23 protein-coding genes are annotated in these 23580 nt (G+C 39.7%); 13 read left to right on the top strand and 10 right to left on the bottom strand.

The genetic code is table 11. The features are described from left to right. Positions 1 to 265 precede the first annotated feature (265 nt). Positions 266 to 691 carry a hypothetical protein gene (locus MMP72_RS05075; protein WP_241315137.1) on the top strand — a complete coding sequence of 142 codons (426 nt, stop codon included), beginning with the start codon at positions 266 to 268 and terminating at the stop codon, positions 689 to 691. A gap of 216 nt (positions 692 to 907) precedes the next feature. Then, entirely contained in the window at positions 908 to 1321 is a 414-nt protein-coding gene (locus tag MMP72_RS05070; protein WP_241315135.1) for a hypothetical protein, read from the top strand. Positions 1322 to 1416: 95 nt separating this feature from the next. On the opposite strand, the gene MMP72_RS05065 is transcribed toward MMP72_RS05070, so the two are convergent. Next, entirely contained in the window at positions 1417 to 2772 is a 1356-nt protein-coding gene (locus MMP72_RS05065; RefSeq protein WP_241315133.1) for a S8 family serine peptidase, read from the bottom strand. A gap of 72 nt (positions 2773 to 2844) precedes the next feature. Next, positions 2845 to 3153 carry a hypothetical protein gene (locus tag MMP72_RS05060; RefSeq protein WP_241315131.1) on the bottom strand — a complete coding sequence of 103 codons (309 nt, stop codon included), beginning with the start codon at positions 3151 to 3153 and terminating at the stop codon, positions 2845 to 2847. A gap of 587 nt (positions 3154 to 3740) precedes the next feature. Between MMP72_RS05060 and MMP72_RS05055 the strand changes: the two genes are divergently transcribed. Then, a complete protein-coding gene (locus MMP72_RS05055) occupies positions 3741 to 4415 on the top strand; it encodes a hypothetical protein (RefSeq protein WP_241315129.1) in 675 nt (224 codons plus the stop codon). Positions 4416 to 4487: 72 nt separating this feature from the next. Here MMP72_RS05055 and MMP72_RS05050 read toward each other — a convergent pair whose 3' ends face one another. Next, the gene (locus MMP72_RS05050; protein ID WP_241315126.1) at positions 4488 to 5759 is read right to left on the bottom strand and encodes a hypothetical protein; all 1272 of its coding nucleotides are present in this window, start codon (positions 5757 to 5759) and stop codon (positions 4488 to 4490) included. Between the two features lie 120 nt (positions 5760 to 5879). Between MMP72_RS05050 and MMP72_RS05045 the strand changes: the two genes are divergently transcribed. Both MMP72_RS05045 and MMP72_RS05040 read left to right on the top strand, forming a co-directional pair. Further along, positions 5880 to 6662 carry a class I SAM-dependent methyltransferase gene (locus MMP72_RS05045; RefSeq protein WP_241315125.1) on the top strand — a complete coding sequence of 261 codons (783 nt, stop codon included), beginning with the start codon at positions 5880 to 5882 and terminating at the stop codon, positions 6660 to 6662. A 16-nt stretch (positions 6663 to 6678) separates the two neighbouring features. Then, on the top strand, positions 6679 to 7230 hold the full coding sequence (locus MMP72_RS05040; RefSeq protein ID WP_241315123.1) for a hypothetical protein: 552 nt from the start codon (positions 6679 to 6681) through the stop codon (positions 7228 to 7230). Between the two features lie 105 nt (positions 7231 to 7335). Here MMP72_RS05040 and MMP72_RS05035 read toward each other — a convergent pair whose 3' ends face one another. Both MMP72_RS05035 and MMP72_RS05030 read right to left on the bottom strand, forming a co-directional pair. Then, positions 7336 to 7899: a hypothetical protein gene (locus MMP72_RS05035; RefSeq protein ID WP_241315121.1), complete on the bottom strand. Its 564-nt coding sequence runs from the start codon at positions 7897 to 7899 to the stop codon at positions 7336 to 7338. Positions 7900 to 8088: 189 nt separating this feature from the next. Further along, positions 8089 to 8556, bottom strand: coding sequence for a Holliday junction resolvase-like protein (locus MMP72_RS05030; protein ID WP_121928886.1), 468 nt, complete (start codon positions 8554 to 8556; stop codon positions 8089 to 8091). A gap of 127 nt (positions 8557 to 8683) precedes the next feature. Here MMP72_RS05030 and MMP72_RS05025 point away from each other — a divergent pair, with 127 nt between their 5' ends. From MMP72_RS05025 to yccS, 3 genes are all read left to right on the top strand, one after another. Further along, positions 8684 to 9328 (top strand): ParA family protein, encoded by a 645-nt coding sequence (locus MMP72_RS05025; protein ID WP_241315119.1) that lies wholly within the window; start codon positions 8684 to 8686, stop codon positions 9326 to 9328. Positions 9329 to 9449: 121 nt separating this feature from the next. Further along, positions 9450 to 10547 carry an AI-2E family transporter gene (locus MMP72_RS05020; RefSeq protein ID WP_241315168.1) on the top strand — a complete coding sequence of 366 codons (1098 nt, stop codon included), beginning with the start codon at positions 9450 to 9452 and terminating at the stop codon, positions 10545 to 10547. 234 nt (positions 10548 to 10781) lie between these two features. Next, entirely contained in the window at positions 10782 to 12932 is a 2151-nt protein-coding gene (yccS, locus tag MMP72_RS05015; RefSeq protein WP_241315117.1) for a YccS family putative transporter, read from the top strand. Between the two features lie 18 nt (positions 12933 to 12950). On the opposite strand, the gene MMP72_RS05010 is transcribed toward yccS, so the two are convergent. Both MMP72_RS05010 and MMP72_RS05005 read right to left on the bottom strand, forming a co-directional pair. Continuing rightward, complete coding sequence (locus MMP72_RS05010) at positions 12951 to 14162, bottom strand: MFS transporter (protein ID WP_241315167.1); 1212 nt, start codon at positions 14160 to 14162, stop codon at positions 12951 to 12953. Positions 14163 to 14528: 366 nt separating this feature from the next. Beyond that, the gene (locus MMP72_RS05005) at positions 14529 to 14900 is read right to left on the bottom strand and encodes a hypothetical protein (protein ID WP_241315115.1); all 372 of its coding nucleotides are present in this window, start codon (positions 14898 to 14900) and stop codon (positions 14529 to 14531) included. Positions 14901 to 15082: 182 nt separating this feature from the next. Between MMP72_RS05005 and MMP72_RS05000 the strand changes: the two genes are divergently transcribed. The 3 genes from MMP72_RS05000 to MMP72_RS04990 all read left to right on the top strand — a co-directional run bounded on the left by MMP72_RS05000 (position 15083) and on the right by MMP72_RS04990 (position 16985). Beyond that, complete coding sequence (locus MMP72_RS05000; RefSeq protein ID WP_241315113.1) at positions 15083 to 15958, top strand: DUF4349 domain-containing protein; 876 nt, start codon at positions 15083 to 15085, stop codon at positions 15956 to 15958. Between the two features lie 109 nt (positions 15959 to 16067). Beyond that, positions 16068 to 16658: an NAD(P)H-dependent oxidoreductase gene (locus MMP72_RS04995; RefSeq protein ID WP_241315111.1), complete on the top strand. Its 591-nt coding sequence runs from the start codon at positions 16068 to 16070 to the stop codon at positions 16656 to 16658. A gap of 12 nt (positions 16659 to 16670) precedes the next feature. Continuing rightward, positions 16671 to 16985 carry a putative quinol monooxygenase gene (locus MMP72_RS04990; protein WP_241315108.1) on the top strand — a complete coding sequence of 105 codons (315 nt, stop codon included), beginning with the start codon at positions 16671 to 16673 and terminating at the stop codon, positions 16983 to 16985. 379 nt (positions 16986 to 17364) lie between these two features. Here MMP72_RS04990 and MMP72_RS04985 read toward each other — a convergent pair whose 3' ends face one another. Further along, positions 17365 to 18774, bottom strand: coding sequence for an FAD-binding oxidoreductase (locus tag MMP72_RS04985; protein WP_241315106.1), 1410 nt, complete (start codon positions 18772 to 18774; stop codon positions 17365 to 17367). A 363-nt stretch (positions 18775 to 19137) separates the two neighbouring features. Here MMP72_RS04985 and serA point away from each other — a divergent pair, with 363 nt between their 5' ends. Next, complete coding sequence (serA, locus tag MMP72_RS04980; protein ID WP_241315105.1) at positions 19138 to 20370, top strand: phosphoglycerate dehydrogenase; 1233 nt, start codon at positions 19138 to 19140, stop codon at positions 20368 to 20370. 76 nt (positions 20371 to 20446) lie between these two features. Here the strand turns inward: serA and MMP72_RS04975 are convergent, their stop codons facing one another. Both MMP72_RS04975 and MMP72_RS04970 read right to left on the bottom strand, forming a co-directional pair. Beyond that, on the bottom strand, positions 20447 to 21325 hold the full coding sequence (locus tag MMP72_RS04975) for a M23 family metallopeptidase (RefSeq protein ID WP_241315103.1): 879 nt from the start codon (positions 21323 to 21325) through the stop codon (positions 20447 to 20449). Between the two features lie 92 nt (positions 21326 to 21417). After that, a complete protein-coding gene (locus tag MMP72_RS04970; RefSeq protein ID WP_241315101.1) occupies positions 21418 to 22245 on the bottom strand; it encodes a M23 family metallopeptidase in 828 nt (275 codons plus the stop codon). A gap of 436 nt (positions 22246 to 22681) precedes the next feature. Between MMP72_RS04970 and MMP72_RS04965 the strand changes: the two genes are divergently transcribed. Beyond that, a complete protein-coding gene (locus MMP72_RS04965; RefSeq protein ID WP_241315099.1) occupies positions 22682 to 23563 on the top strand; it encodes an EamA family transporter in 882 nt (293 codons plus the stop codon). Positions 23564 to 23580 lie beyond the last annotated feature (17 nt).

Here is a 23580-nt window from a genome sequence, read left to right as displayed (position 1 = left end):
AGCTATAATCTCGTTGAGTGCGCTTAACTCGTTGTTCTCTTTCGTGTTCCATAAAATAAGTCTCTTAATGTGTAAACTTATTTCAGGACAGGACAAACGTATATTTAATAAAGGGATCTTTCATAGATCCCTTTATTATTTCTGAATAAAAATTCATCCTTTATACATAACTGTATCAATTTCATATCATCCACATTCTTTTCTTTAACATAGCGATAAGCTATAAAACCTCTATTGTAATCAAATCGCTCAAAGGACAAAGAAGATGATGAAAAAAGTACCCGCAGCACTCTGTTTAACGACTGCACTGATTGCATCGTCTTCTTTGTGGGCAGCAGATACAACCAGTACGACAACTGATGCCTCCAATGCTGTCCCTGAAAAAACCATGCCTTATGGAGACAATCCAAACTTAGGACGTGTACTGCTCTATAAAGCAGGCAAAGGCATGCAAAATTTAGGTGATTCGATTCAAGGTGCGTCTGAAAACACATCTCAAAAGATCGGTGAAAAATGGAAAAGCACCAAAGAATACACCAGTGAACAGTCAGTAATCGTTCAAGAGCAAACAGAAAAAGCTAAAGTCATTACAGCTAAAAAATGGCAAGACACCAAAGATGCCGTCATTGGAACCAATGATGGCAATATCCCAATCGAACGTGCTGAACTGAGCCAGTCCTCAAAAAACTAAATCCCAAAGCCTCTACAACGTAGAGGCTTTTTTATAATGAGTAATTGAATGAAATAGTGCTTTATTTATATCTGACAAAAAATTGCTTACATTACTTCTGTTATAGTTATTTGAAAAATAGGATTTAAATTTACAGTGTTATCGCAAAAGCGTTGTTGAACTTCACCGACTTAGGCGACAAACTGAAAAACAATATATTTGAACTGGAATTCACACATGGCTGCGACATCATTTAAAATTATTTCATTATCAATCATTAGCAGCATCGGCTTTACTGCATGTTCAATTTCTCCACCACAAAATACAGCAACATCACAGACTTTAGAACAGGTCAAAAATATTGGTGCATCACCGTCAACTGAAGGTAATATTGCAAAACTGATCAAACAAGACCAACACTGTATGATTGAGTTTACAGGCTATTTCGATGGTGGGCAGGCAGTTGAACATTGGGCCTTTAATCAAAATGGTCTAATTTCAGCAAGCTCAACAACCCAACACGATCAAGATAAATTACTTGCTCAACCAACAACCGCAACTGCCTTTGATGTACAAGATGCTACTGTTCAAACCAATTTCCAAAAACTACAAAGTAACTTTAGTGCGGATAAGCTAGCACAGTGTCATTAAGCCTATAAAAAACTCGTTGCATCTATCTCTAGCTGCAACGAGTCATGGCTTTTTTAAACGTGTTTGGATCAATTTTAAACTATAAAAAACCTACCCTAGTTTGATGTTAATCCACTTGTTGCAGCGAACACATCGATGCGTGGGAAAACCAAACCAGTTCGCGTATCTTTAATTGGTTGACCCGTTACTTTTAAACGGTTGATGGTTTGATCAATCGTCTCCGTCGAACTCACACCATTGGCACGTAATAATGCAATTGCCCCCGCCACATGTGGTGCAGCTTGTGATGTTCCACCCTGAGTATCACCACCCGCAGTAATCATCGCCCCTGGCGCAAGTAAAGTAATCAATGAACCACCATTACTAAAACAAGTGACTTTATCCGCAGCCGTCGTTGGATCTGAGCATTTCACTGGATTTCCCCAAGAAACACCACCAATATTCGTATCATAGACCGCCCCCACTCTTACAGCCCCTGCAACACATGCAGGTGAAGAAATCCCATCTGCAAATGCATCATTACCCGAAGCAACAACAGGAACAACACCTGCCGCGCGGGCATTGGCGAAAGCGGTGGCATAACTACTGTTTTGGCATTCAGATGTATATTTCACACCTGCTACACCCAAACTCAAATTGACGGCTTTAATGTTATAACTTTGCGCATTATTCACTGCCCAGTTAATACCTGCGAGAATATCACTATCATAGGCTGTGCTAGCCCATTGTCCTTGGGATCGGACTTTTCTAAAGGCATCAATCCCAATAATTTTGGTTTTTGTGGCAACTTTGGCAACAATCGCTGAAACATTACTGCCATGCCCATCATCATCTAAACTGTTGTCATCAGGTGCACTGTCAAAAGAATATATGACGCGACAAGTCGATGCTGGCGTATTGACTGCGGTACAACCAAAATCCGCATGCTTATAATTCACACCTGTATCAATCACCACCACACTGGTACCTTCCCCAGTAAAACCATTTGTAACCGCTTGTGGTTGGTTAATTAAAGGTAGACTTTGCATCGTGGTCGGTGCATTTTTACGATTAGGATAAACGCCCTTCACTGATGGATCATTTAACACCTTGGCCAATGTTTCACGATCTTGGATACGATACAAACCTAAAGGCAGCCCATTAAATTCACGTAATGTTTGAAAACCCGATGTTTTGGAAAACTTACTTTTAAAGTGCGTTTTACCCTCAGCAATATAATTCCTCTTCTCTAAACCGAGTGGCATATTGGCAGAGTTCATATCATATTCAATGAGTAAATCATTGGATTCATTACTCACCAAAGCATCTAGATCAATTTTACCTTTCGCAACTTTAGCTAAAGCCGTTGAACTCAACTGTTGTTTTAATTGAGTTGCATTTAAGGCTGCGGCAGAAGCGTTAGTACTATATAAAATACATAAACTTAGTAATAATAAGGTTTTATTTTTCAATTTTTATCTCCATTGTTCTTGGGTAAAGAACATGTGAATTTCTAGTGGTCTTGGATAAAGCCCACTCAATAATTAAAGCGTTTTAATATCATTTGCAGGATCTTTTTCTGGATCGATCGGCTGAATCGCAGGATCACTTTTGGTGTTATAAAATTGAGCCTCTTCATTCGACGGTTCAGATTGATTCAATAACGTTGTTGTGATTTCTGTGGTGCTGTTCTCCTCTTTATTTAATGTTTTTGGAATAACTTCGAGATATTCATCTTTAATCTGATGGATATACAGATTTTCAGACGACATTAAGGGATCAGATGGCTGGAAATAAAGTACAATGACGCCCAATCCAATCAAGAAAAGTAAAAATGCCGCGATGATTTTCATTCATATTCTCCAATGTTTTTTTACTGCTGACCGCAAGGTTTTCTTTTAATGGTCTAAAATTAAGTTTTATTTTATTTAATATTCACATTAATTTTCATGTTTTACAAACATTAAAACGCGTAAATAAAAATTGCGATAGCACTCAACTTTTAGACAGCTATTACCTCTAAGTAGAATCGTTTGAGAGATGAAAACTTTTTCTATCAACATAACTAAATTTGATTAAAACCAAAAATAAATGCTCTACTATTTTATACCAAGCAATAAAAATGCCACTTTTAACTTAGTGATTCTGAACTAAAAAATGATGCTATATTCATCCATTAAACACCTTCATCAAGAAGCTTTTATCTTATATTTATCTATTTTTTAGCCCATTAATTTATTTTTTACCTACCATTAAAACTATATATTTCACATATTTGGTTTTATAACCGCTCTCCACAATTCCTCCCCCAAGTGTTTTCTCGCTGTAATCTGCTTGTAAAGTTTTGCTGATAAACACACTTTGCTGATTTTTCCTCGTTATGATGCAAATGCGTTTATGAAGTGCCCCAAAACGGTACATCACTTAAGGAAACTGCAATATGAAAAAAATGATCAAAACTGCTATCGTGACAACAAGTATTCTGGCTTCTGCCTCTGTCTTTGCACAAAACGTCGGAGCAAATGCCAGTGGCTCAGCACAAGTTTCTGTAGAATCTAACGGCTTACTCAAAGGCGTTACTGGTGCAGTTAAAAATACCGCACAAGGTGTTGGTCAAGCAGCGCATCACGTTGGTCATGCTGCTGTGAATACTGGCGTAAATGCAACTCAAAAAACCGTTGGAACGGCTGCGAATGTCAGCTCAAATGTTGTTCATAGCACAGGTACAGCGATTAAGAATTCTAAAGACTATGCGGTAGATAAAGCTGTTGATGGTAAAGCGTTCGCAGCGGATAAAACAGCAAAGGTCGTGCATACCACAGGTACAGCGATTAAGAATTCTAAAGACTATGCGGTAGATAAGGCTGTTGATGGCAAAGCTTTAGCCACTGAAAAACGTGCTGAAGCAAAAAAACGTTATCAGGAGCGTAAAGCCGAGCAAAAATCAGTTGGTCTGAATACACAAGCGGGCGTGCAAGTTGGCAACTCATCGGTTCAGGCCCAAACTGGCTTAAATACGGATAAAAAACAAGCCCAAGCTGGTGCAAATGTTGGTGTGAAAGTACTAGGTGTCAATGCCAATGTAAATAGCAATGCGAAAGTCGGTGCAAACTAGGCCCTAAATATTCACCACAAAAAAGCCTTTTGAAAGATCAAAAGGCTTTTTTTATTGCTCAGTCATTTTAGCTCAACACAGGTGTAGCTTGGTCTGCTCATCCGCATTATTTTCAATAAAATGACTCAAGCCTTGAGCATCACAACATAACGTCAGTTGCTTATAGCTCACACTACAAAAGTCCGCATATTGTTTAAAAATCAATGGTGACTGATCTAAAGGCAAGGGTTCATCGGACTGAATCAGTTTATGAATACCACGATCATTCATAGTCAGTAAGTAGCGAACATCATTCAAATCCAGTTCGACCAAGCCATTGGCCTTAACATTTAAGGGCAAAAGATACTGATGATTTGTGGCAATAATATCCGCCGTATAACTTTCAAGTTTTAAGCTCACCAAGTTAAAAACCAGAAAGTAATGCTGAGCGGTTCTGACATTCGGGCTTAAAGCAGCGTTGTGTTGCACAAAATGCGGAAGTGCACCTAACTTACCTAAGTTCTGTTCAGTGCCGTGTTTAAGATTAAATAGTTGCTGCACCAGTTTTTGCTTTATGGCTGCATCAAAATAACGCTCGTCCAATTGGAAATCATTATTTTCCAAGATTTTCAATAAAGCACGATGATGTCGAGGCAACAAGGCATCAAGCACATGGCGATAATAAAACTTACTTTGCTTTTTTACCTCACGAACGCGCTGATAGAAATAGATAATATCAAATGGCTTTTCTACAAAGTCATTCAGTAACTCTGAACTCGCTAAGACAGAGAGCGCTTCATGCCCTGTAAATGGCAAATGAATCACATGCATCTTTGGCAGCAACGGTTGTATCTTTAAAAAATGCTCTTTATCTTCGGCATAATAAGGATCGTAGACCAGAATGTATTCACGTGCGGGATCGACTTCATCCGCCTGGATCTGCATCTCTTGATGCAACGATGCATCAAAAAACTCGGCATAACGGCGGTCTTGCACCACTTCTGGATCAATGGAGTATTGTGGAACAAAAGCCACGATTTTTTGCATATTCAACAAATTGGAATATTTAATCGCAGCATAGCCACCCATTGAGCCGCCATAGCCCACAATCTGTTTAAATTGCTGTAAAACAGGTTGAATCTGCTGTTGCATGTTCAACATGCTGCTTTTAGGAAACCATGTCTTCTGCTTCGGCATAATACCGATGACGTTGTATTGATATTTTATTAATGATTTTTCAGCATTAATCGACATTCCTTTGGCGCGACTAATCAAATCGCCAAACGAAACCACTAAAGTGTCACTTGAACCTTTTAAAAAAATAACGCGAATATGTTCATCTTCAAATATTATTTGTTTATCCATGCTCACACTGAAAAATGTTCCTAGGTGTGAATCAACAAATGACCAAATAATGGCTTTGCCAATCCTTAATTGCGGAGTATCTTATTTTATAGAGATCAGGCAGATTAAAAAGCGCAAAAAATGACACAATCTTTACATCCTACTGCACAACAAGGCTTTAGTTTAGGGGCTAAACTCTACCAACAAGTTCGCCCCAGTTACCCACCAGAAATAGCGGTTTGGCTGCAAGATCGGCTCCAAATAGGTGAAAATTCAACTGTTGTTGACCTCGGTGCTGGGACTGGCAAATTCTTACCTTACTTGATTCAGACACAGGCAAAAGTGATTGCTGTTGAACCCGTCACAGAGATGTTACAACAACTTCAACACAGCTATCCCAACATTAAATGTATCCAATCTTCCAGTGATCAACTTCCTTTAGATGATCAGTCGATTGATGCCATTGTTTGCGCGCAATCTTTTCATTGGTTCTCCACTATTGAGAGCCTGTCCGAAATGCATCGTGTATTAATGCCATCGGGACATTTAGGGCTCATCTGGAATCAGCGTGATATTGCCGTGGATTGGGTTCAAGCTTTAGCAGATGAAATCGCGCCATTAGAAAGTGATACACCACGCTACCACAGCGAGAAATGGAAACAGGTTTTTGCAGATCAGCATTTATTTAAAGCAGTCGACCTACAAACATTTCAACTGATGCATCGTGGTACAGTTGAGCAAGTGGTGAGTAAACGTCTGCTTTCCACCAGCTTTATCGCAGCCTTAGCACCAGCCGAACAGCAACGACTCAAAACCAAATTTGAACAAATTGTATTTGATTTTACGGGATTAACTGCGCAAGATCAGATAGATTTTCCTTATATCACTTATGCTTATCATTTTCAGAAAATATCCAATGAATGATTAAACGAGTTTATTTATGAAAGCTAAATTTAAAACAACATTTGCCATGAGCTGCATATTGGGTTCAGCGCTACTACTCAGCGCTTGTGATAAAGACCAAGAACCAAAGATACAGAACGAGAGTCAAACCTCAATCAATAATGAGATTGGTCAACTCAATCCAATGCCAATTAAACAGTTTCCAACAACGGCAGATGATGCACATGATATTGCGACCTTGGATGAGTATGAGCAACATTTTACCGAGATGACCGATAGTATGGAAATTGAATTGGCGAAGATGAAACAAGATGGCACTTTAACATCGGAGTTTGAACAGCAACGTCAAAAAGACAATGTGCGGTCTGCTCTAAATATGTTGAAAGATTTGGAACTCAAAACCGAACAAGGTCGCTATATACAGGGATTACTTTATGATTATTGGGACAATCAAACCAAAGTTTTAGAACAAAGTCGTTTTTCCAATCCACCTCAAGATTCAGCCAAACAAGTAGAGCATTTAAATGGCTATCTCCATGCGCAAAGCCAATTGCATCATTGGAAAAGTTCGCAGACACCAGAAAACTGAGTTATAGCAAGCTTTAAAATTAAATGAAGCTTTATCCATATCTTATCTAATAAAAAACCCGCTCTTTATCAAAGAGCGGGCGATATTATTGATCAAATCGAAATTTTAGATCTTTTGTCTCTCGACCCATTCAATCGAATTCACGCGAAATAATTCACAAGCACCATCACCTACACCACCCGGTGTCAAAGATGATGTCCAAACAAGATCTTTATCACGCACCTCAACCAACTCACCTTTTAAGTTGACCAAATCACCACGCTTGACCTGCTTAATTTGTTTTGCAATTTCGGGATTGGCTGGAATGATGTGCATATTTGACACCATTTTGATGGCCTGATCTGGTGGCACAGGTAATGTTTTCATATTCCAGTTCAGATAGCGATCATACTGACGTACCGAAATCGTACGTGCAATCTCTGGATCAGCAAACAAATCTAAACTGACCGCATAATCGATCGGAGAGAACTTGGCTTGTTCATCATCCTGATAGACTTTTGAACCCAATATACGAAAATTACCATCAAACGGTTTTAATACCGAGATTGACTGATATTTCACAACAGGCGATAAACCATTGGCAATGTTATATTCTGGCTGATGGGTGGATGCATGTGTTTGCCCAATTGCAGCAACCATGCATAAACTAATCCAAAGACGTTTGTTCATGGCTCGATCATCCTCAAAAATGACTAAAATCTTAGAACATCATTGCTTTTATAGTATGCCTTGACCGTGAATGAAGTTGCTTTTTTTAGTAACAATCAGCTTTACTTTGGTCATATTTTTGTGCTGTTTACGACCTCTCTTTTTGTATCAATCCGCACTTCTGTGTAAAAGCCCCCATCCAAACTGTCATTATTCGGTAAAATCAATTCGCAAGGTTTCAAATCGTACTCGCCCCTCACTGATTGCTTGTGCAATCGCCTGCTGCCCTTTACTCAGACGTGCACCACCACTTTTAATATCCAGTAAAATCACTTCAATATCTTCCGCCTCACCATCCCCATCCCGAAAATCGGTATAGCCATCAAACACAACATAATCGACTGGATCACCCAAGAATTTAGCATCGCTGGGTAAATATCGAAACTCAGGTAAAATCGGTGCAAACTGCTCTGCCATTTTTCCTTTCAACACAGCACGACTGGTGTTCACACTACGTTTTTGGGCATCTAACAACGCTTGCTTATGTTCTAACTCAAGTTCTGCAATGTATCGCTCATACTCCGCTTGAATACGCCCATTACGACTATGAGACAAAATAATGGTGGTCAACACCACCCCAATACATCCACCAATCAGCATTGCAAGCCAAATTGACATAAAAATGTTCCTTATCGATCGCCGTGCTATTTAACTGCAACATTAAACTTTTGTCATGTGTAACACACTCTTGTCAAAAAGATGCTAAGGTATGATTGAATATAAGAGACCTGTTAAAAACGAGTTCATGAAGACAATATTAATCGCAAATCAAAAAGGTGGTTGTGGTAAAACCATGACTGCGATCACCCTTGCTACGGCATTATCACAAAAAGGGTATAAGGTTGCTTTAGCGGATGCAGACAACCAGAAATCTTCATTACAATGGTTAAAACAACGTCCTGAAACGGTTACAGCAATCCAAAGTCTCGATTGGCGACATGAGAAATCAATTGGTGAAGCGCCTAAAAATCTTGACTATCTCATCATTGATGCGCCTGGGGCACTTTCAGGGGAACATGCTGAGCAATTAGTCAGTGAAGCGCATGCCATTGTCACGCCAATACAACCCTCATTCTTTGATATTGATAGTACCCGTCGTTTTCTCAAACACTTGCAAGAGATCAAACGGATTCGTAAGGGTAAAGTCCAAATTTTACTGATCGCTAATCGCGTCAAAGCAAACAGTGCCAGTTCCAAAGATATTCAGAACTTCTTTACTAAAATCGAGCATCCCCCTGTGGCTTGGATTTCTGAACGCAGTGCCTATGGGACCTTGGCGATGCAGGGTTTAAGTATTTTTGATAAACCGCAAAAGAACTTTGTTGTGATTCAAAACCAATGGCAACCCGTTTTAAATCAGTTGGTCGATGATCCAAGTGAGTGGTTCTAAGCTTTGCAAAGAAACGTAATCTTTTGATATTAAATCTTAAAAGATAGGCAGGAAAATATCCCTACACTGGTTTTTCAGTTAATATGGATTTATTCGATTTCCAGCACTAGAGAAAACTATGGTGCAACAATACGCTCCCGTATTACAACGCGTTTTGCTGTTTGGACTGTTCTTTGTCTTAATGTTTTTGGGATTTAATATTCTCAAATACTTTATTGTTCCTGTCCTTTGGGCTGCGATTATTGCCTATATGACTTGGCCTGTTTATCTATGGGTACAACGTCGATTCTTTGGCGAACATCGCCCCACCCTGAATGCCACGATTATGATCAGCTTAGTGATTCTGGTGATTGGGGTTCCGTTTATTTTCGCGATCTTTATGTTGCAACTTGAAGGCCGTAATTTATATTTTAATCTACAAAAACAACTCTTTTCAGGGCATGTTCAGATCCCTGATTTTATTAAAAACCTGCCAATTATTGGCGGAGACATCAGCCACACCCTCAATGAATTAAGCAGCGATCCCAATAGTATTGCAAAAAATATTGCAGAATGGATTCAAAGCCATTTAAGTTATGGTCGTTTTGTTCTCAGTGAAATTAGCCGTAATTTGGTCAAATTGACTTTTGCCCTGATGACTCTATTCTTCTTCTATCGTGATGGACAAAACATATTGGCGCAAGTCAGCCGTGCTTTAGAAATGGTGATTGGGCCTCGTGTACACCATTATCTCCAAACCATCTCAGAAACAACACGTGCTGTTGTATATGGCGTCGGTTTAACTGCAGTCGCACAAGCACTTTTGGCGGGTTTAAGTTACTTTGTGGCAGGCGTACCTAACCCAATGTTACTGACGATTGTGACCTTCTTTTTAGCCCTCATTCCTTTTGGTACACCTATTTCATATTTAGGGGTTGGGCTATGGTTATTTTCTCAAGGTCAAACTGTTGAAGCCATTGGTGTTATTGTCTGGGGTGTACTGATCGTCAGTAGCGCGGACAATGTGATCCGACCACTGGTGATCTCAGGCGCAACTCAAATTCCATTCATCCTGATTATGTTCGGTGTATTAGGCGGAGTCGCCAGCTTTGGTTTAGTCGGCTTGTTTATTGGTCCTGTTATTCTGGCGGTATTACTGGCAATTTGGCGTGAATGGCTGCATGAAAATGTGGAAGAACCGATTGCCGCACTCGAAGCACCACCACCTGATACTCAATAGTCAAAACACTGTGGGTATCTAAAAAGATATCCACAGTTTACGTTCATATTCACTTATTTTTTCCATTTCTCATATTAAAAACAATCACTGTGCACAGATTTTGCTTATTCTTATTCGCTGAAAAATCAATGCAATCTTGATACAAAAAATAGTGTGCCTCATTGATCAAACAATACTTTTATCAGGAAAATTTCTTTGTATGATAAAAGCCAGACCAATTGAAGAAAAATAATCATGAACAATATTTATCTGCTCTTCAATCGTTTTAGATCGAATTCAATTCTGCTGTATTGCTTACAAATTTTTATTGTTCTAATCGGCACAACACTGCTACTGCATGGGCTCGGTCTGAGCCAATTTATTGTGCCTGTCACCCTTGGTGCAATTGCCGCAGCACTGACTGATTTTGATGACCGCCTCAGCATCCGACTTCGAAACTTGTTTTATGTCTGTGTCCTATTCTTTACGGTCAGTACAATATTAGCGTTTCTAGCACCTTATAAATTCTGGTTTATCGTTTATTTGAGTCTATCCAGTGCCGCTTTGGTACTTATGGGGGCTTTAGGTCAACGCTACGCCACAATTTCTTTTGGCACGATCTTACTTTCCATCTACACCATGTTTGGATTGGGTGATTATCCACATTGGTATCAGCAACCCAGTTACTTTGTCCTTGGCGCACTTTGGTACGGTTTAACCTCAATCCTGTTTTTTATCATCCGACCAACACTCCCACTACAAGAAAAAATTTCGACTATTTTTAACGAAATAGGAGAACTCTTACAAATCAAAGCGCAGCTTTTTGACCCTGACAATGTTCATAATGTTGAAGAGCTACTGTTTAAACTCTCACAAAAAAATGCTCAGGTGGTGAATAGTCTAAATCAAGCAAAGCATTCCTTACTTTCTCGACTCAAGTCTTCACGCATCAACAACAGCAGTATCTATTGGTTAAATTTGTATTATTTTGCCCAAGATATCCATGAACAAGTGACTTCAAATTATTTGCATTATGAAAAAATTCATCAGAACTTTAGCCGCAGTGATTTAATTTTTCGCATCCAAAAGAATATGTTCTTACAGGCAACAGCCTGCCAAAAGCTCAGTCAATCGTTACTGCATAAAACACCCTATCAAAATAGTGAACGAGCAGATGCGGCGCTGGAAAATCTTGAAGCATCCATGAAAGATTGGATCGTTCAACATCCCCATAATCTTGAGGTGAAGAATTTAGAACTTGTTCTCAATAATTTAAAAAGTATTCATGAGCAATTCGCTCAACTGCAATTCAAACAAAAAATCGAAACATTCTCCCCTGAGCAACAACAAGCACACTTGAATTTGCTTGATGAAGATATTCAAGGTTTTCAAGATTTATTCTTAAAAATTAAACAACATCTCAGTCCACAGTCGGCCTTATTTCGTCATGCCGTTCGTTTAGCCATCGTTTTTGCAGTGGGTTATGCAATTTCTTTACTGCCATTTGCAAAAAATGGTTATTGGATTTTACTGACCAGTTTGTTTGTTTGTCAGATCACCTATTTTGCCACCAAAAGTCGCCTAAAACTCAGAACCATCGGTACATTGCTTGGTGTGTTGTTAGGTGTACCCGTTCTTTATTTTGTACCCAGTATTGAAGGGCAACTGGTGATTACCGTGATGAGCGGTGTGTATTTCTTCTATTTACGACAAAAGAAATATGCGCTTGCCACGGTCATGGCAACACTTATGGTTTTATTAATTTTTAATTTAAAGGGCGCTGGTTTTAGCATTATTTTACCGAGGATTATTGATACGCTCATCGGCTGTGCAATCGCATGGTTAGCGGTTCACTTGATTTGGCCTGATTGGAACTTTCGTAATATTCCTGCAAATATACGCAAAAGTAGCCAAGCCACAATGAATTACTTAGCCGCAGTCATCCAACAATATCATCAAGGGCGTTCCAATGATCTTGAGTATCGAAAAGCACGACGTGCCGCACATAACGCACAAATCGAACTCTCGAATATGATTTCAAGCCTCAGTACCGAACCTCAGCCCAATCAAGAACTCATCCATTATGCATTCCGCTATTTGGTCTATAGTCATAGTCAACTGAGTTACGTTTCTGCCTTAGGTCATCAACGCATTCAGATTCAAGATCAACATATTTTGGCGCTGTTAAATCAAAGTGCCGAATTACTCAATCACACTTTGATCCAACAGCAACCGATTCCACATCAGCAAATTGAAGAGATGTTAAGCGAAATTCAACACTTGAATTCAGAAGGTCAGGTCTCAGAGCAAAACCAATTATTATTAAAGCAAATTAGTCTATTACTTGAGACCCTCACTGAACTGGTGATGTTGAAAAACAAACTCCTCGAGCTTGAAATTCAGTAATCAACTGAGGAGTAGGTTCTAATTTATCCCCTGTTGCTGACGTGTTTGCATTACTTTTTTCAACGCAGCTCGCGGTTGTGCGAACCACAAGCTGATCAAAACAGCACTCGCCAATGCAAAAGCCCAAATATGGAAATGGGTATAGAGCACACGTACCAGCTCGATAATCACAAAGAAACTCATCATCAATATCATTGACACCGCTGCCGCAACGGTTCCTTTCGATACTTCTGAAGACATCAATGCAAAACGATACATCACCGAGAAACTAATCCCTTCACCAAAACTGATCAAGGTCATACCGATCAGCAAGCATGGCACTAGATAGGTCGGCCAAATCACACCAAGCAATAAGAACAAAGTCCCGAATAACATGATCGGTAAACCCACCAAAATCGTCTTACCTAAAGCAAAACGATCCATCACTTTGATCAGAACAATATTACCGGCAATCAAACCAAAGAATATCGGAAATTGTGCCAAACCATATTGCATGCTACTCAGTTTCAACTCATCAACCAGAATAATCGGTGATAAGGCAATCCATAGCATCAACGGCATCGCCACCAGTGGCAGAGCAAGGCTTAAGCCCAAGAAATGACGATTGCTGAACACCTTTTTAAAGTCATCGAACATATAACTAAAAGGTTGCTTCACTCTGCTTTGTTGTTGCGAAGGCATGAATTTCTTCAGACCAAACCAACTCAGGAATGAAACTGCGGCAATCGCGACAAAGCCCCAATGCCAAGAAATATGTTCAATTAAAAATGCACCGAGCACAGGGCCAAGCAATGGTGCTAATAATGAAATATTTGCCATCAGTGCCATCACTTTAATGGCATCACGCTCTTCAAAGGTTTCTTGAATTGCGGCATAACCGACCGCTGAAATCACCGTCAAACCAATCCCTTGCAAGAAACGCAATGCTAAGAATTGTTCGATATTATGTGTCAATAAAATCAGTAAACAGCAGACCGTAAAGAATGCCACGCCTGCCAATAATACAGTTTTACGTCCGAGTCGATCGGAAAGTGGTCCAAGCAGCCAAGCGACACTCGCGCCGCCCAACAAATAAAATGACATCGACGATGGTGCCCATGTTGCGCTCACACCAAATTGTTCAGTAATCGACAGCATTGCTGGCTGAATCAAGTCATTACCGATATAAACCGCAAACTCAAAAAGCACTAAAGCTAAAGGAAACATGAGCGTTATACGGTTTAACGTCATGTTGTGATTATTCGTCATCATGTTCTATTCACAAAAATAACCAACTCGGATGCGTCCCATTTCCATAAAAGAAAATAGGATCACCACCACAATATTATGGTTTAGATTTAAATTAAATTTTGATTGTCATGCTGTGAGAACGCATGTGATAAATGTGAAAACACCGTATTCACTAGGTGTATATAAGAAAAACAATCTATTTACGTGAGCTTGGTCAATGTTTTACCTTTTGGCAAAATCGCCAAGCGCAACTTTAGCACTTTTTAAAAATGACCGCAATTTGAGCAATTGTTTTAATATGTGAATAACAATGAAGTTATCCACAATTCTGCTGATATTTTATTCGACCTTAAATAATTTTCATCGTTATGGGCATAAATCAAATTGGAATTTAGCTGTATTCTCTCCTCTTGCACATTGATAACTTTGTTTCTTATTCACAATTTTCCAAACCGTTTGATCTCGTTTTAATTGATATTCTGTGCGAACAGCAATCACTGAATCATCAAGTTGGCTTTGTTCAACCGTAATTTCAGCATTGCTTGGATTTTCAGCACTATTAAATTGTTGCTCTATCTTTAAATTGGTTTCTTCGTCTAATAGATTCGGTTGATCCAATAAAACAGCAGATATTGCTGTACTTTTTTGTACCGCAACTTGTTGTTGAGACTGTGCAATTGGCTGATTACACGCAACTAAAAACAAACTCGATCCTAGGATCACCCAGAGTTTATGCATTTTGTACTGTTCCTATTCACCCGACACATTTATGCTACTATACAAAATTGCATTGCAAAGCAACAAAATGTATGTGGCTTGCAACAAATTTGTTGTCTTTATCAAGCAGTTGATCAATACAGCAACATATTAAAAACACAGATTTTATAACACCAATATCACTACTCTTTGGGCATATCGATATGTCGGATTTATCTAAAAATTTAACGATCATTTTAATCGTCACAAGTACCACTCTAGTCGGCTGCTCTAAACAACAAGAAGGTTCGGCAAGTGATGCCGCTATTGCCACAGAAAATGTAGCCTTAAATAGTGAAATGATTCGGACTAACGCTGCCAAAAACCCAGAACAACTGGCCAGTCATCAACAAAGCGCACTCGAACAAAGTCGGCAATTGGTCAAAAGCGCACAACTCCAATTTGAAGTCAAAGATGTATTAAAAACCACCACCACACTTGAACAGCAGTTGTTGCAATACAACGGCTATATTGAAAATAAGCAAATTGACTATCAAGTGAGTGACCGTTCTCAACGTGATCGCATCGATGGAACAGTGAATATTTATGAAAAAATCACACCGATGGTGCAACTGACTGTTCGTATTCCAAATAATCAGGTGACCACGTTCTTAAACAATTTACTGCCTTTAATGTTAAATTTTAATACTCAAAGCTACGAAGCAAAACGCTATGAGTTAAAGCTATTAGAAGAAAAATTGAATACGGCCAATCAAAGTGATAGCACATTAAATACGGTCAATAATCAACTACAACAGCTCACTGATTTAGAAGTGAAAGATCGCTTAGCCTACAGCACTATTCGTTTGGAATTTTTTCAACAACCGAAAGTGCGCAAAAGCCATGACCTAAATATTCATCGAATCGCCACTTTAGACAGTGATCCACTCATAAGCCGAATTGCAGAAGCATTCAAAGTAGGATTATCTTATTTTAGAGAAACCATCATTTGGCTAATTCAATTTTGGGCATTCTATCTCGTGTTTATTGCGGCTTGGTTGATCCGTAAAGCCTATAAAACTCGAAAACAGCGCAGCTAATTATTGATTTTTAGTCAACAGTATTTTGCTTATTTACGCATTTTTACTCATGAATAGATTATCTAAAATACATCCAAGTTTTTAGAAATCTATTTTTGAGTTTAATTTCATGAGCAATATTTTAATTATTAACGGTGCTAAACAATTCGCTCACTCGAATGGTGAATTGAATGATACCCTCACCGAATTTTCAGAAGCACATTTAGTCGCATTGGGTCATACGGTACAAGTGACGCGTACCGACAGCGATTACGACATCCAAGCTGAAATTGATAAGTACTTATGGGCGGATGTGGTGATTTACCAAATGCCCGGCTGGTGGATGGGTGCACCGTGGACCATGAAAAAATATATCGATGATATCTTCACCATTGGACATGGTTCACTGTATGCCAGTGATGGCCGTAGCCGTTCAGATGCCACTAAAAAGTATGGTTCAGGTGGTTTGATTCGAGGTAAAAAGTACATGTTATCTTTAACATGGAATGCCCCGATGGAAGCCTTTACCGATCCTGACCAGTTCTTCCACGGCGTTGGTGTGGATGGCGTTTATTTACCTTTCCATAAAGCCAATCAATTCTTAGGTATGGACTCACTACCAACATTTATCGTGAATGATGTGATCAAGGCACCAAATGTACCTAGTTATATCGAGGCCTATAAAGCACATCTAGATCAACTTTTTGCAACTGCAAACTAAGAGAGAAATTATATGCTCACTATCATCGCTGAAATTCGCACACATCAAGGTACTGAACACCGCCAAGCCGTTTTAGATGCCTTTGAAAAAATTATTCCAACTGTACTGGCAGAAGATGGTTGTCATGGTTATGAACTACTGATTGACCATCTTCCAGCAATTGAAATGCAAACACAGGATAACAATAGCATTGTGATGCTAGAGAAATGGCAAAGTACGACTCACCTTGAAGCACATATGCAAACAGATCATATGCAGCAGCATTTTAAAGCAACCCAAGACCATGTTGCTGATGTGAAAATTCGTATTTTGGAAAGTGGGGCCTAGAGCCAGAGAAGATCAGTAAAAGAATGCTTTTACTGATCTTTATACTATTTAACGTTGAGTTATCATATTTTGATGGGTTGGAAAGTGTATAAGAAGTGACTCAACACTAAAATTTACTATCGTGCTGGTGGGCGGCATGGATGCCGCCTTGTTGAACTGCTGTACAAGGATGTACCGTCAGTTCAACAAAGGATTTTTGCCTACTTTTGATCCCTCAAAAGTAGGGTATGCCTATTCAAATACTATTTGGATGCTCTCCATAAATATGAGGCTGTTCAAAAATAATTTCTTAAAAAAAAGCTATAAAAAATTACTTAAACAGTAAAAAAGCGCATCTTACGATACGCTTTTAGCAGAAATTCTTTTAATTAATCAAGCATTAAAGATCAAACAATTTCCCTGGGTTCATAATCCCATTCGGGTCAAACGCCAACTTCAATGCTTTCATATATTCAATTTCTTCAGGCGAACGTGAATATTCCAAATATGGCTTCTTGGTCATCCCCACACCATGCTCAGCAGAGATCGAACCATCATATTTTTTCACAGTCTCAAACACATGTTTATTTACCACCTGACACTTGGCAAAGAACTCATCTTTGGTAAGATTTTCAGGCTTCAAGATATTTAAGTGCAAGTTACCATCACCAATATGACCAAACCAGCAGATTTCAAAGTCTGGATAATTGTCAGCAACAATCGTATCAATTTCTGCAATAAACGCAGGCACATGGGTAATTAACACTGAAATATCATTCTTATATGGAATAAACGGCGCAATCGATTCTGAAATATCTTCACGCAAACGCCATAAGCTCTGTGCTTGTTCCAGACTTTGGCTCATCACGCCATCAACCACCCAACCCTGTTCCATACAATGCTCAAAAATCTGCATCGCCTTGTCCATGATTGGTTCATACGGTGCTTCAAACTCTAATAACACATAGAACGGACATTGCGTTTCAAATGGACGTTGGACATGACCACGATCCAATACCTTTTGCATTGCCAATTCACCAAAGAACTCGAATGCTGTGAGGTCAATTTCATTTTGGAAAGCATGTAATACAGGCATCACCGCTTCAAAATCAGGTGCACCCAAAACCATCACTTGTAAGTTCTGTGGTTGGCGCTCAAGTTTGATTTCAGCTTCAGTCACAAGACCGAGTGTACCTTCACCACCGATAAATAAATGTTGCAGTGAATAGCCCGTAGCATTTTTAATCATGCCTTTGTTTAAACGTAAAACATCACCTTTACCCGTCACCACTGTCAAACCCAGTACCCAATTACGGGTCATGCCATATTTAATGACCTTGATACCGCCTGCATTGGTGCCGATATTTCCACCAATTTGACTTGAACCTGCTGATGCGAAATCGACTGGGTAATACATGCCTTGTTGTTCGGCATAATTCTGCAACTGCTCCGTCACCACACCTGCTTGTACACGTACCATACGATCGGCTGGGAAGAACTCTAAGATTTGGTTCATCTTGTCAAAGCTAATCACTATCTCACCGTTGGCAGCCACCGCACCTGCGGAAAGCCCAGTACGACCACCAGATGGAGTAATCGCAACATTAAATTGATTAGCAAGTTTAACAATGGCCTGAACCTGTTCAGTACTTGATGGAAAAACGATGACTGATGGGTTCGGATCAAAATGTTTAGTATGATCTCGTCCCCAGTTTTCCAAACTATCGGCATCGGTTTTAATACGGATTTCACCCACAATTGCCGTTAATTGGGTTAATAATTCAGGTGTTAAAGCGACTGAAGCATTCATCGTTTACAGGCCTAGCAAGAAGTAAATATAGGACTTTTGGATGACAACATAATATTTTTCAACATCTTAAAAATAAGACATTGGAAGTATCCAAAAATATAGAAACTTTACAGAACAGCGCAAACCCGTTGCTGATGAGGTTTGCCCATTAGATAGATACATTTTACATAGAAGCACGCAAGGGATAAAGCTTTGCATCAAGATACTGTCGTCACAACAGCTATCTCCTGAAAATAGGTCAACATTTCCCTGAAAAATGATCACTATTTCCACGCCCTAATTTGCAATGAAATCGCCCTCATTTTGATCAAATATGGTATGATACGGCGATTTAAATTCGACCTGATATAGCGTAGAGCCGTTATGAGCCAACATCTATCACTCCCTAAAGATAAAATCCGTTTTCTATTGTTAGAGGGCGTTCATCAAAATGCCATCGATACTTTAAACGCTGCGGGTTATACCAATATTGATTACCACAAAACTGCACTTGAAGGCGATGCTTTGAAAGCAGCGGTCAAAGATGCGCACTTTATTGGTATTCGTTCGCGTACTCAATTGACTGAAGAAATCTTTGAAGCAGCGAATAAATTGATTGCGGTAGGTTGTTTCTGTATCGGTACCAACCAAGTCGATTTAAAAGCAGCGATGTCTCGCGGTATCCCTGTTTTCAACGCACCGTATTCAAATACACGTTCAGTTGCTGAATTGGTTCTTGCAGAAGCAATTTTATTACTTCGTCGTGTTCCTGAAAAATCAAAAGATACACATATCGGTGGATGGAATAAGTCTGCTGTAGGTTCTTTTGAAACACGTGGTAAGACTTTAGGTATCGTCGGTTACGGTTCAATCGGTTCACAACTTTCTGTTTTAGCAGAAAGCTTGGGTATGAAAGTGATCTATTTTGATGCTGTCACCAAATTACCTTTAGGTAATGCACGTCAAGTGGGTTCTTTAGATGAGCTATTAGCAACTGCTGATGTAGTTTCTTTACATGTTCCAGATGTTCCATCTACACGCAACTTCTTTAAGAAAGAACAATTTGCGAAAATGAAACAAGGTTCAATCTTTATCAATGCGGCGCGTGGTACATGTGTCATTATTGAAGATTTAGCCGATGCAATTAAATCGGGTCACCTTGCTGGTGCAGCGGTTGACGTATTCCCGAAAGAGCCAAAAGCCAACGGTGAAGAATTCGTTTCCCCACTTCGTGGTTTAGACAACGTGATTTTAACACCACACGTGGGTGGTTCTACCATGGAAGCGCAAGCAAACATTGGTTTAGAAGTTGCTGAGAAATTCGTTTCTTACTCAGATAAAGGTATGACACTTTCTGCGGTGAACTTCCCAGAAATCGCATTGCCACTTTCTGATGGTCAACATCGTTTGCTTCATATCCACAAAAATGTTCCGGGTGTGTTATCGAAGATCAACACCTTATTTGCAGAACAAGGCATCAACATTTCTGGTCAGTCTTTAATGACCAAAGGTGATATTGGCTACCTCGTGATGGATGTAGATGCATCTGCATCTCAAGAAGCACTTGATACCTTGAGTCAAGTTGAAGGTACCATTCGAGTTCGCGTATTGTTCTAAAAACGCTGACTTAAAAAATCACAGCTTTGGCTGTGATTTTTTTTGGGTAATATTTAGGCTTTCTTCATCATGAATTTTAAGGACAGTTTGGAATGACCACGCCATTATTATCTTTGGCTTGATCATTGCCCCAACGTGACAGCATAAACGCAGACACCCATTGATTGGCTGGTCCAACATCCAAGTCAGTTTTTAACCACCAGTGATTCCACTGTGTTCCATTCGCATTTTGGACTTTAGGTCCCCATGTCTTACAGTAAGTATAATGCGTACCTTTATATAAAGTTCCAGTCACCGTACCTCCTGGACTAGAACGACCATTGGCATCGCCCCACGTATCGACCCAATACTTATTTCCAGTCGGTGGAGGTGGCGGTGTGATATTCGAACAGTTTGCACTGGTTCTCACTAAAGGTGAGTTCGGTACCATATATAACCATTCACCTTGCAGTATCGGATTCACAATATGTTGATTGCCTGCATCATTGAGACCGGGTGCATATAACTGTTCATAGTGTAAATGAGGAATACCAGGTGATCCAATATCTCCCATATATCCCACCACATCGCCCTGCTTCACATTGGTACCCACAGGCACATGGCTACTCATATGCATATATGTGCTAAACCAACCATTTCCATGTCGAATCTCAATACCACCCGGATAAAAGGCTTGATGTACAAGACCATCAGCCGAAGCTGTGATGGGACTCCCTGTAAACATCCCTACACGATACATATCAATTTTTTTGTCGTCTGGACCATGCCCTTGATAAGTTTTTAACTCAACTTGTGCACCACAAGGAAATGGCAACTTAAACGCTGGACGATTCGGTAATGGGTCAGCAGAAAAAGTATGGCTTGAGATGGTTGTAAAAATGACACAAGCAATCGTTTTATATATTTTTTTAAAAAAGGTGTGGGGCATTATTGAAGAAAATCGTATTTCAAACATTATCTATTATCCTTATTCATCAATTATTATTTTTTATGACGATGCCATTCCTAAAAATGACATCGGTACTATCGAATAGATTATTATTTTAATTAAGGGCAATTTGGAATCACGACACCATTATTATCTTTTGCCTCATCATTGCCCCAACGTGACAGCAGATATGCTGAAACCCATTGATTGGCTGGTCCAACATCCAAATCAGTTTTTAACCACCAGTGATTCCATTGTGTTCCATTCGCATTTTGGACTTTAGGTCCCCATGTCTTACAGTAAGTATAATGTGTACCTTTATATAAAGTTCCAGTCACCGTACCGCCCGGACTAGAACGACCGTTACCATCCACCCATGTATCCACCCAATATTTATTACCACTTGGTGGTGGAGGTGGCGGAGTTGTACCACCACAGCCATTATCACTGGTTAGCACTTTTTGCCCATAACCACCAGGATAGGGTGCCAATGAATTGCCATTGATGACAATGCTTTGTGCGGTACTATTTAAGCGCTGTTCAAAATGTAAATGTGGTCCTGTACTCTGCCCTGTACTCCCTACAGTGCCAATTTGTTGACCTTGACCAACAGAAGCACCCGCATTGACATTAATGGTGTTTAAATGAAAATAATGGGTTGACCAGCCATTGCCATGATTAATCACCACCATATTCCCAGCACCACCATTCCAGCCCACAGAACTGACCGATACGGTTCCTCCCGCTGAAGCCAGTACTGCGGCACCTGACGTTGCGCCGTTGTCCCATCGCACAAAGTCCAAGGCATTATAGTTATGACCAGCATAAGTGCTATAACTCCATGTTTGTCCACAGGCGAAGGGGGCTTTGAAGGCAGGGGCAGCATAGGTTGCAACAGGAACTAATGTCATGATACCAATGGCAAAAGCACGTTTTAGTTTTAACATCTTATTGTCTCCGTAATTATTATTTCATTTAAAGCATTATCATTTTTAGCGTTTTAATTGCGATGTACGGGGTCTTTATTGCCCCAAAATTTTATAGCAAACAAATCATAAATTTTATGTGTGAATCTGACGAGCTGCATCCACTCACATCACTATTCACACGATTAGCAGCTCATTGTGCTCTGATAAAAAATGATCACACTCGCTGCTCTCATCACTGACCGAACAGTACATCTTAAAAAAGAACTGCATTTAAGCTAAAACTGCCTAAACACACAAACAAATAATATTTAAAAGAATATTAAAATTCATTAAAGAGTGCTAAATCGAACAATCCCAACATTCCAATCAAATGAAATTCCGCTCGTCTCAATCCACAACTTCCGCTAGAATCCAATTATTATGTGAAAATTACACCAACTCAATTGATGATTAAATGTCCAACTCAATGCTAAAATCGCCGCTGTCTGCCATAGCACTCCTGATGCTGGCAATGATCTGTGTCCAAGGCAGTGGTTCTTTAGCCAAAATGTTATTTCAGAGTTTCCCTGTACTGACCGTATCAGCGATGCGATTATGTTTTGGTGCAGTCATTTTGGCTGTGATTTTTAAAATCTGGACCATTAATTTCCGTGCAGTTCGCTGGAAAGCCATTCTAAGTTATGGTGTCGCACTGGCAGGGATGAATGGATTATTCTACCTATCGCTTGAACGTTTACCCCTTGGTCTGGCCGTGGCTTTTGAATTTATTGGCCCTTTGAGTGTGGCACTTTACCATGCTCGCCAAAAGTATGACTTTATCTGGGTCGGTTGTGCAGTTTTAGGCTTAGCGTTATTGTTCCCCTTACAACAAGCGCAACAAAGTCTCGATTTAGTTGGAGTGTTTTTTGCGATCAGTGCTGGTGCTTGTTGGGCCATGTATATTATTGCAGGACAAAAACCCTCAGGCATTTCTGGCAATCATACGGTTTGTTTGGGCATGAGTATTGGGATGCTCTGTTTACTGCCATTTGCTGCTTTTTCTGGTGCGATGGATCGTGTCTTTGAACTGCCCAATTTATATTATTTTATTGGGCTTGCGATTTTAGCCAGCGCCCTGCCTTTCTCCTTGGAAATGATTGCCTTACGCAATTTAACACCCTTGAGCTTTGGTACTCTAATGAGTCTAGAACCTGCCGTTGCCGCACTCTCTGGTTTTGTATTTTTGAGTGAAAAACTGTTGTGGAATCAGTGGCTCGCGCTCGCCACCATTATCATCGCCTCAATTGGCTGTACCTTTACCATGCAGCAAGCTCGCCAACAAAAAGAGGTCAAATAAAATGCCGCTTTGCGATA

The organism is Acinetobacter sp. NIPH 2699, from assembly GCF_022549355.1.
Lineage (GTDB): Bacteria > Pseudomonadota > Gammaproteobacteria > Pseudomonadales > Moraxellaceae > Acinetobacter.
The sequence above is the reverse complement of the archived record's forward strand: the minus strand, read 5'-3'. Positions and strand labels throughout refer to the sequence as shown.

What these genes read in the sequence shown, in the direction of transcription:
- MMP72_RS05040 (WP_241315123.1), top strand. Translation starts at nt 6,679, where the DNA reads ATGAAAGCTAAATTTAAAACAACATTTGCCATGAGCTGCATATTGGGT.
- MMP72_RS05045 (WP_241315125.1), top strand. Translation starts at nt 5,880, where the DNA reads ATGACACAATCTTTACATCCTACTGCACAACAAGGCTTTAGTTTAGGG.
- MMP72_RS04985 (WP_241315106.1), bottom strand. Translation starts at nt 18,774, where the DNA reads ATGAATGCTTCAGTCGCTTTAACACCTGAATTATTAACCCAATTAACG.
- MMP72_RS04975 (WP_241315103.1), bottom strand. Translation starts at nt 21,325, where the DNA reads ATGTTTGAAATACGATTTTCTTCAATAATGCCCCACACCTTTTTTAAA.
- MMP72_RS05075 (WP_241315137.1), top strand. Translation starts at nt 266, where the DNA reads ATGATGAAAAAAGTACCCGCAGCACTCTGTTTAACGACTGCACTGATT.
- MMP72_RS05070 (WP_241315135.1), top strand. Translation starts at nt 908, where the DNA reads ATGGCTGCGACATCATTTAAAATTATTTCATTATCAATCATTAGCAGC.
- MMP72_RS04970 (WP_241315101.1), bottom strand. Translation starts at nt 22,245, where the DNA reads ATGTTAAAACTAAAACGTGCTTTTGCCATTGGTATCATGACATTAGTT.
- MMP72_RS04995 (WP_241315111.1), top strand. Translation starts at nt 16,068, where the DNA reads ATGAGCAATATTTTAATTATTAACGGTGCTAAACAATTCGCTCACTCG.
- MMP72_RS05060 (WP_241315131.1), bottom strand. Translation starts at nt 3,153, where the DNA reads ATGAAAATCATCGCGGCATTTTTACTTTTCTTGATTGGATTGGGCGTC.
- serA (WP_241315105.1), top strand. Translation starts at nt 19,138, where the DNA reads ATGAGCCAACATCTATCACTCCCTAAAGATAAAATCCGTTTTCTATTG.
- MMP72_RS05055 (WP_241315129.1), top strand. Translation starts at nt 3,741, where the DNA reads ATGAAAAAAATGATCAAAACTGCTATCGTGACAACAAGTATTCTGGCT.
- MMP72_RS05005 (WP_241315115.1), bottom strand. Translation starts at nt 14,900, where the DNA reads ATGCATAAACTCTGGGTGATCCTAGGATCGAGTTTGTTTTTAGTTGCG.
- MMP72_RS05050 (WP_241315126.1), bottom strand. Translation starts at nt 5,759, where the DNA reads ATGGATAAACAAATAATATTTGAAGATGAACATATTCGCGTTATTTTT.
- MMP72_RS05035 (WP_241315121.1), bottom strand. Translation starts at nt 7,899, where the DNA reads ATGAACAAACGTCTTTGGATTAGTTTATGCATGGTTGCTGCAATTGGG.
- yccS (WP_241315117.1), top strand. Translation starts at nt 10,782, where the DNA reads ATGAACAATATTTATCTGCTCTTCAATCGTTTTAGATCGAATTCAATT.
- MMP72_RS05030 (WP_121928886.1), bottom strand. Translation starts at nt 8,556, where the DNA reads ATGTCAATTTGGCTTGCAATGCTGATTGGTGGATGTATTGGGGTGGTG.
- MMP72_RS04965 (WP_241315099.1), top strand. Translation starts at nt 22,682, where the DNA reads ATGTCCAACTCAATGCTAAAATCGCCGCTGTCTGCCATAGCACTCCTG.
- MMP72_RS04990 (WP_241315108.1), top strand. Translation starts at nt 16,671, where the DNA reads ATGCTCACTATCATCGCTGAAATTCGCACACATCAAGGTACTGAACAC.
- MMP72_RS05000 (WP_241315113.1), top strand. Translation starts at nt 15,083, where the DNA reads ATGTCGGATTTATCTAAAAATTTAACGATCATTTTAATCGTCACAAGT.
- MMP72_RS05025 (WP_241315119.1), top strand. Translation starts at nt 8,684, where the DNA reads ATGAAGACAATATTAATCGCAAATCAAAAAGGTGGTTGTGGTAAAACC.
- MMP72_RS05010 (WP_241315167.1), bottom strand. Translation starts at nt 14,162, where the DNA reads ATGACGTTAAACCGTATAACGCTCATGTTTCCTTTAGCTTTAGTGCTT.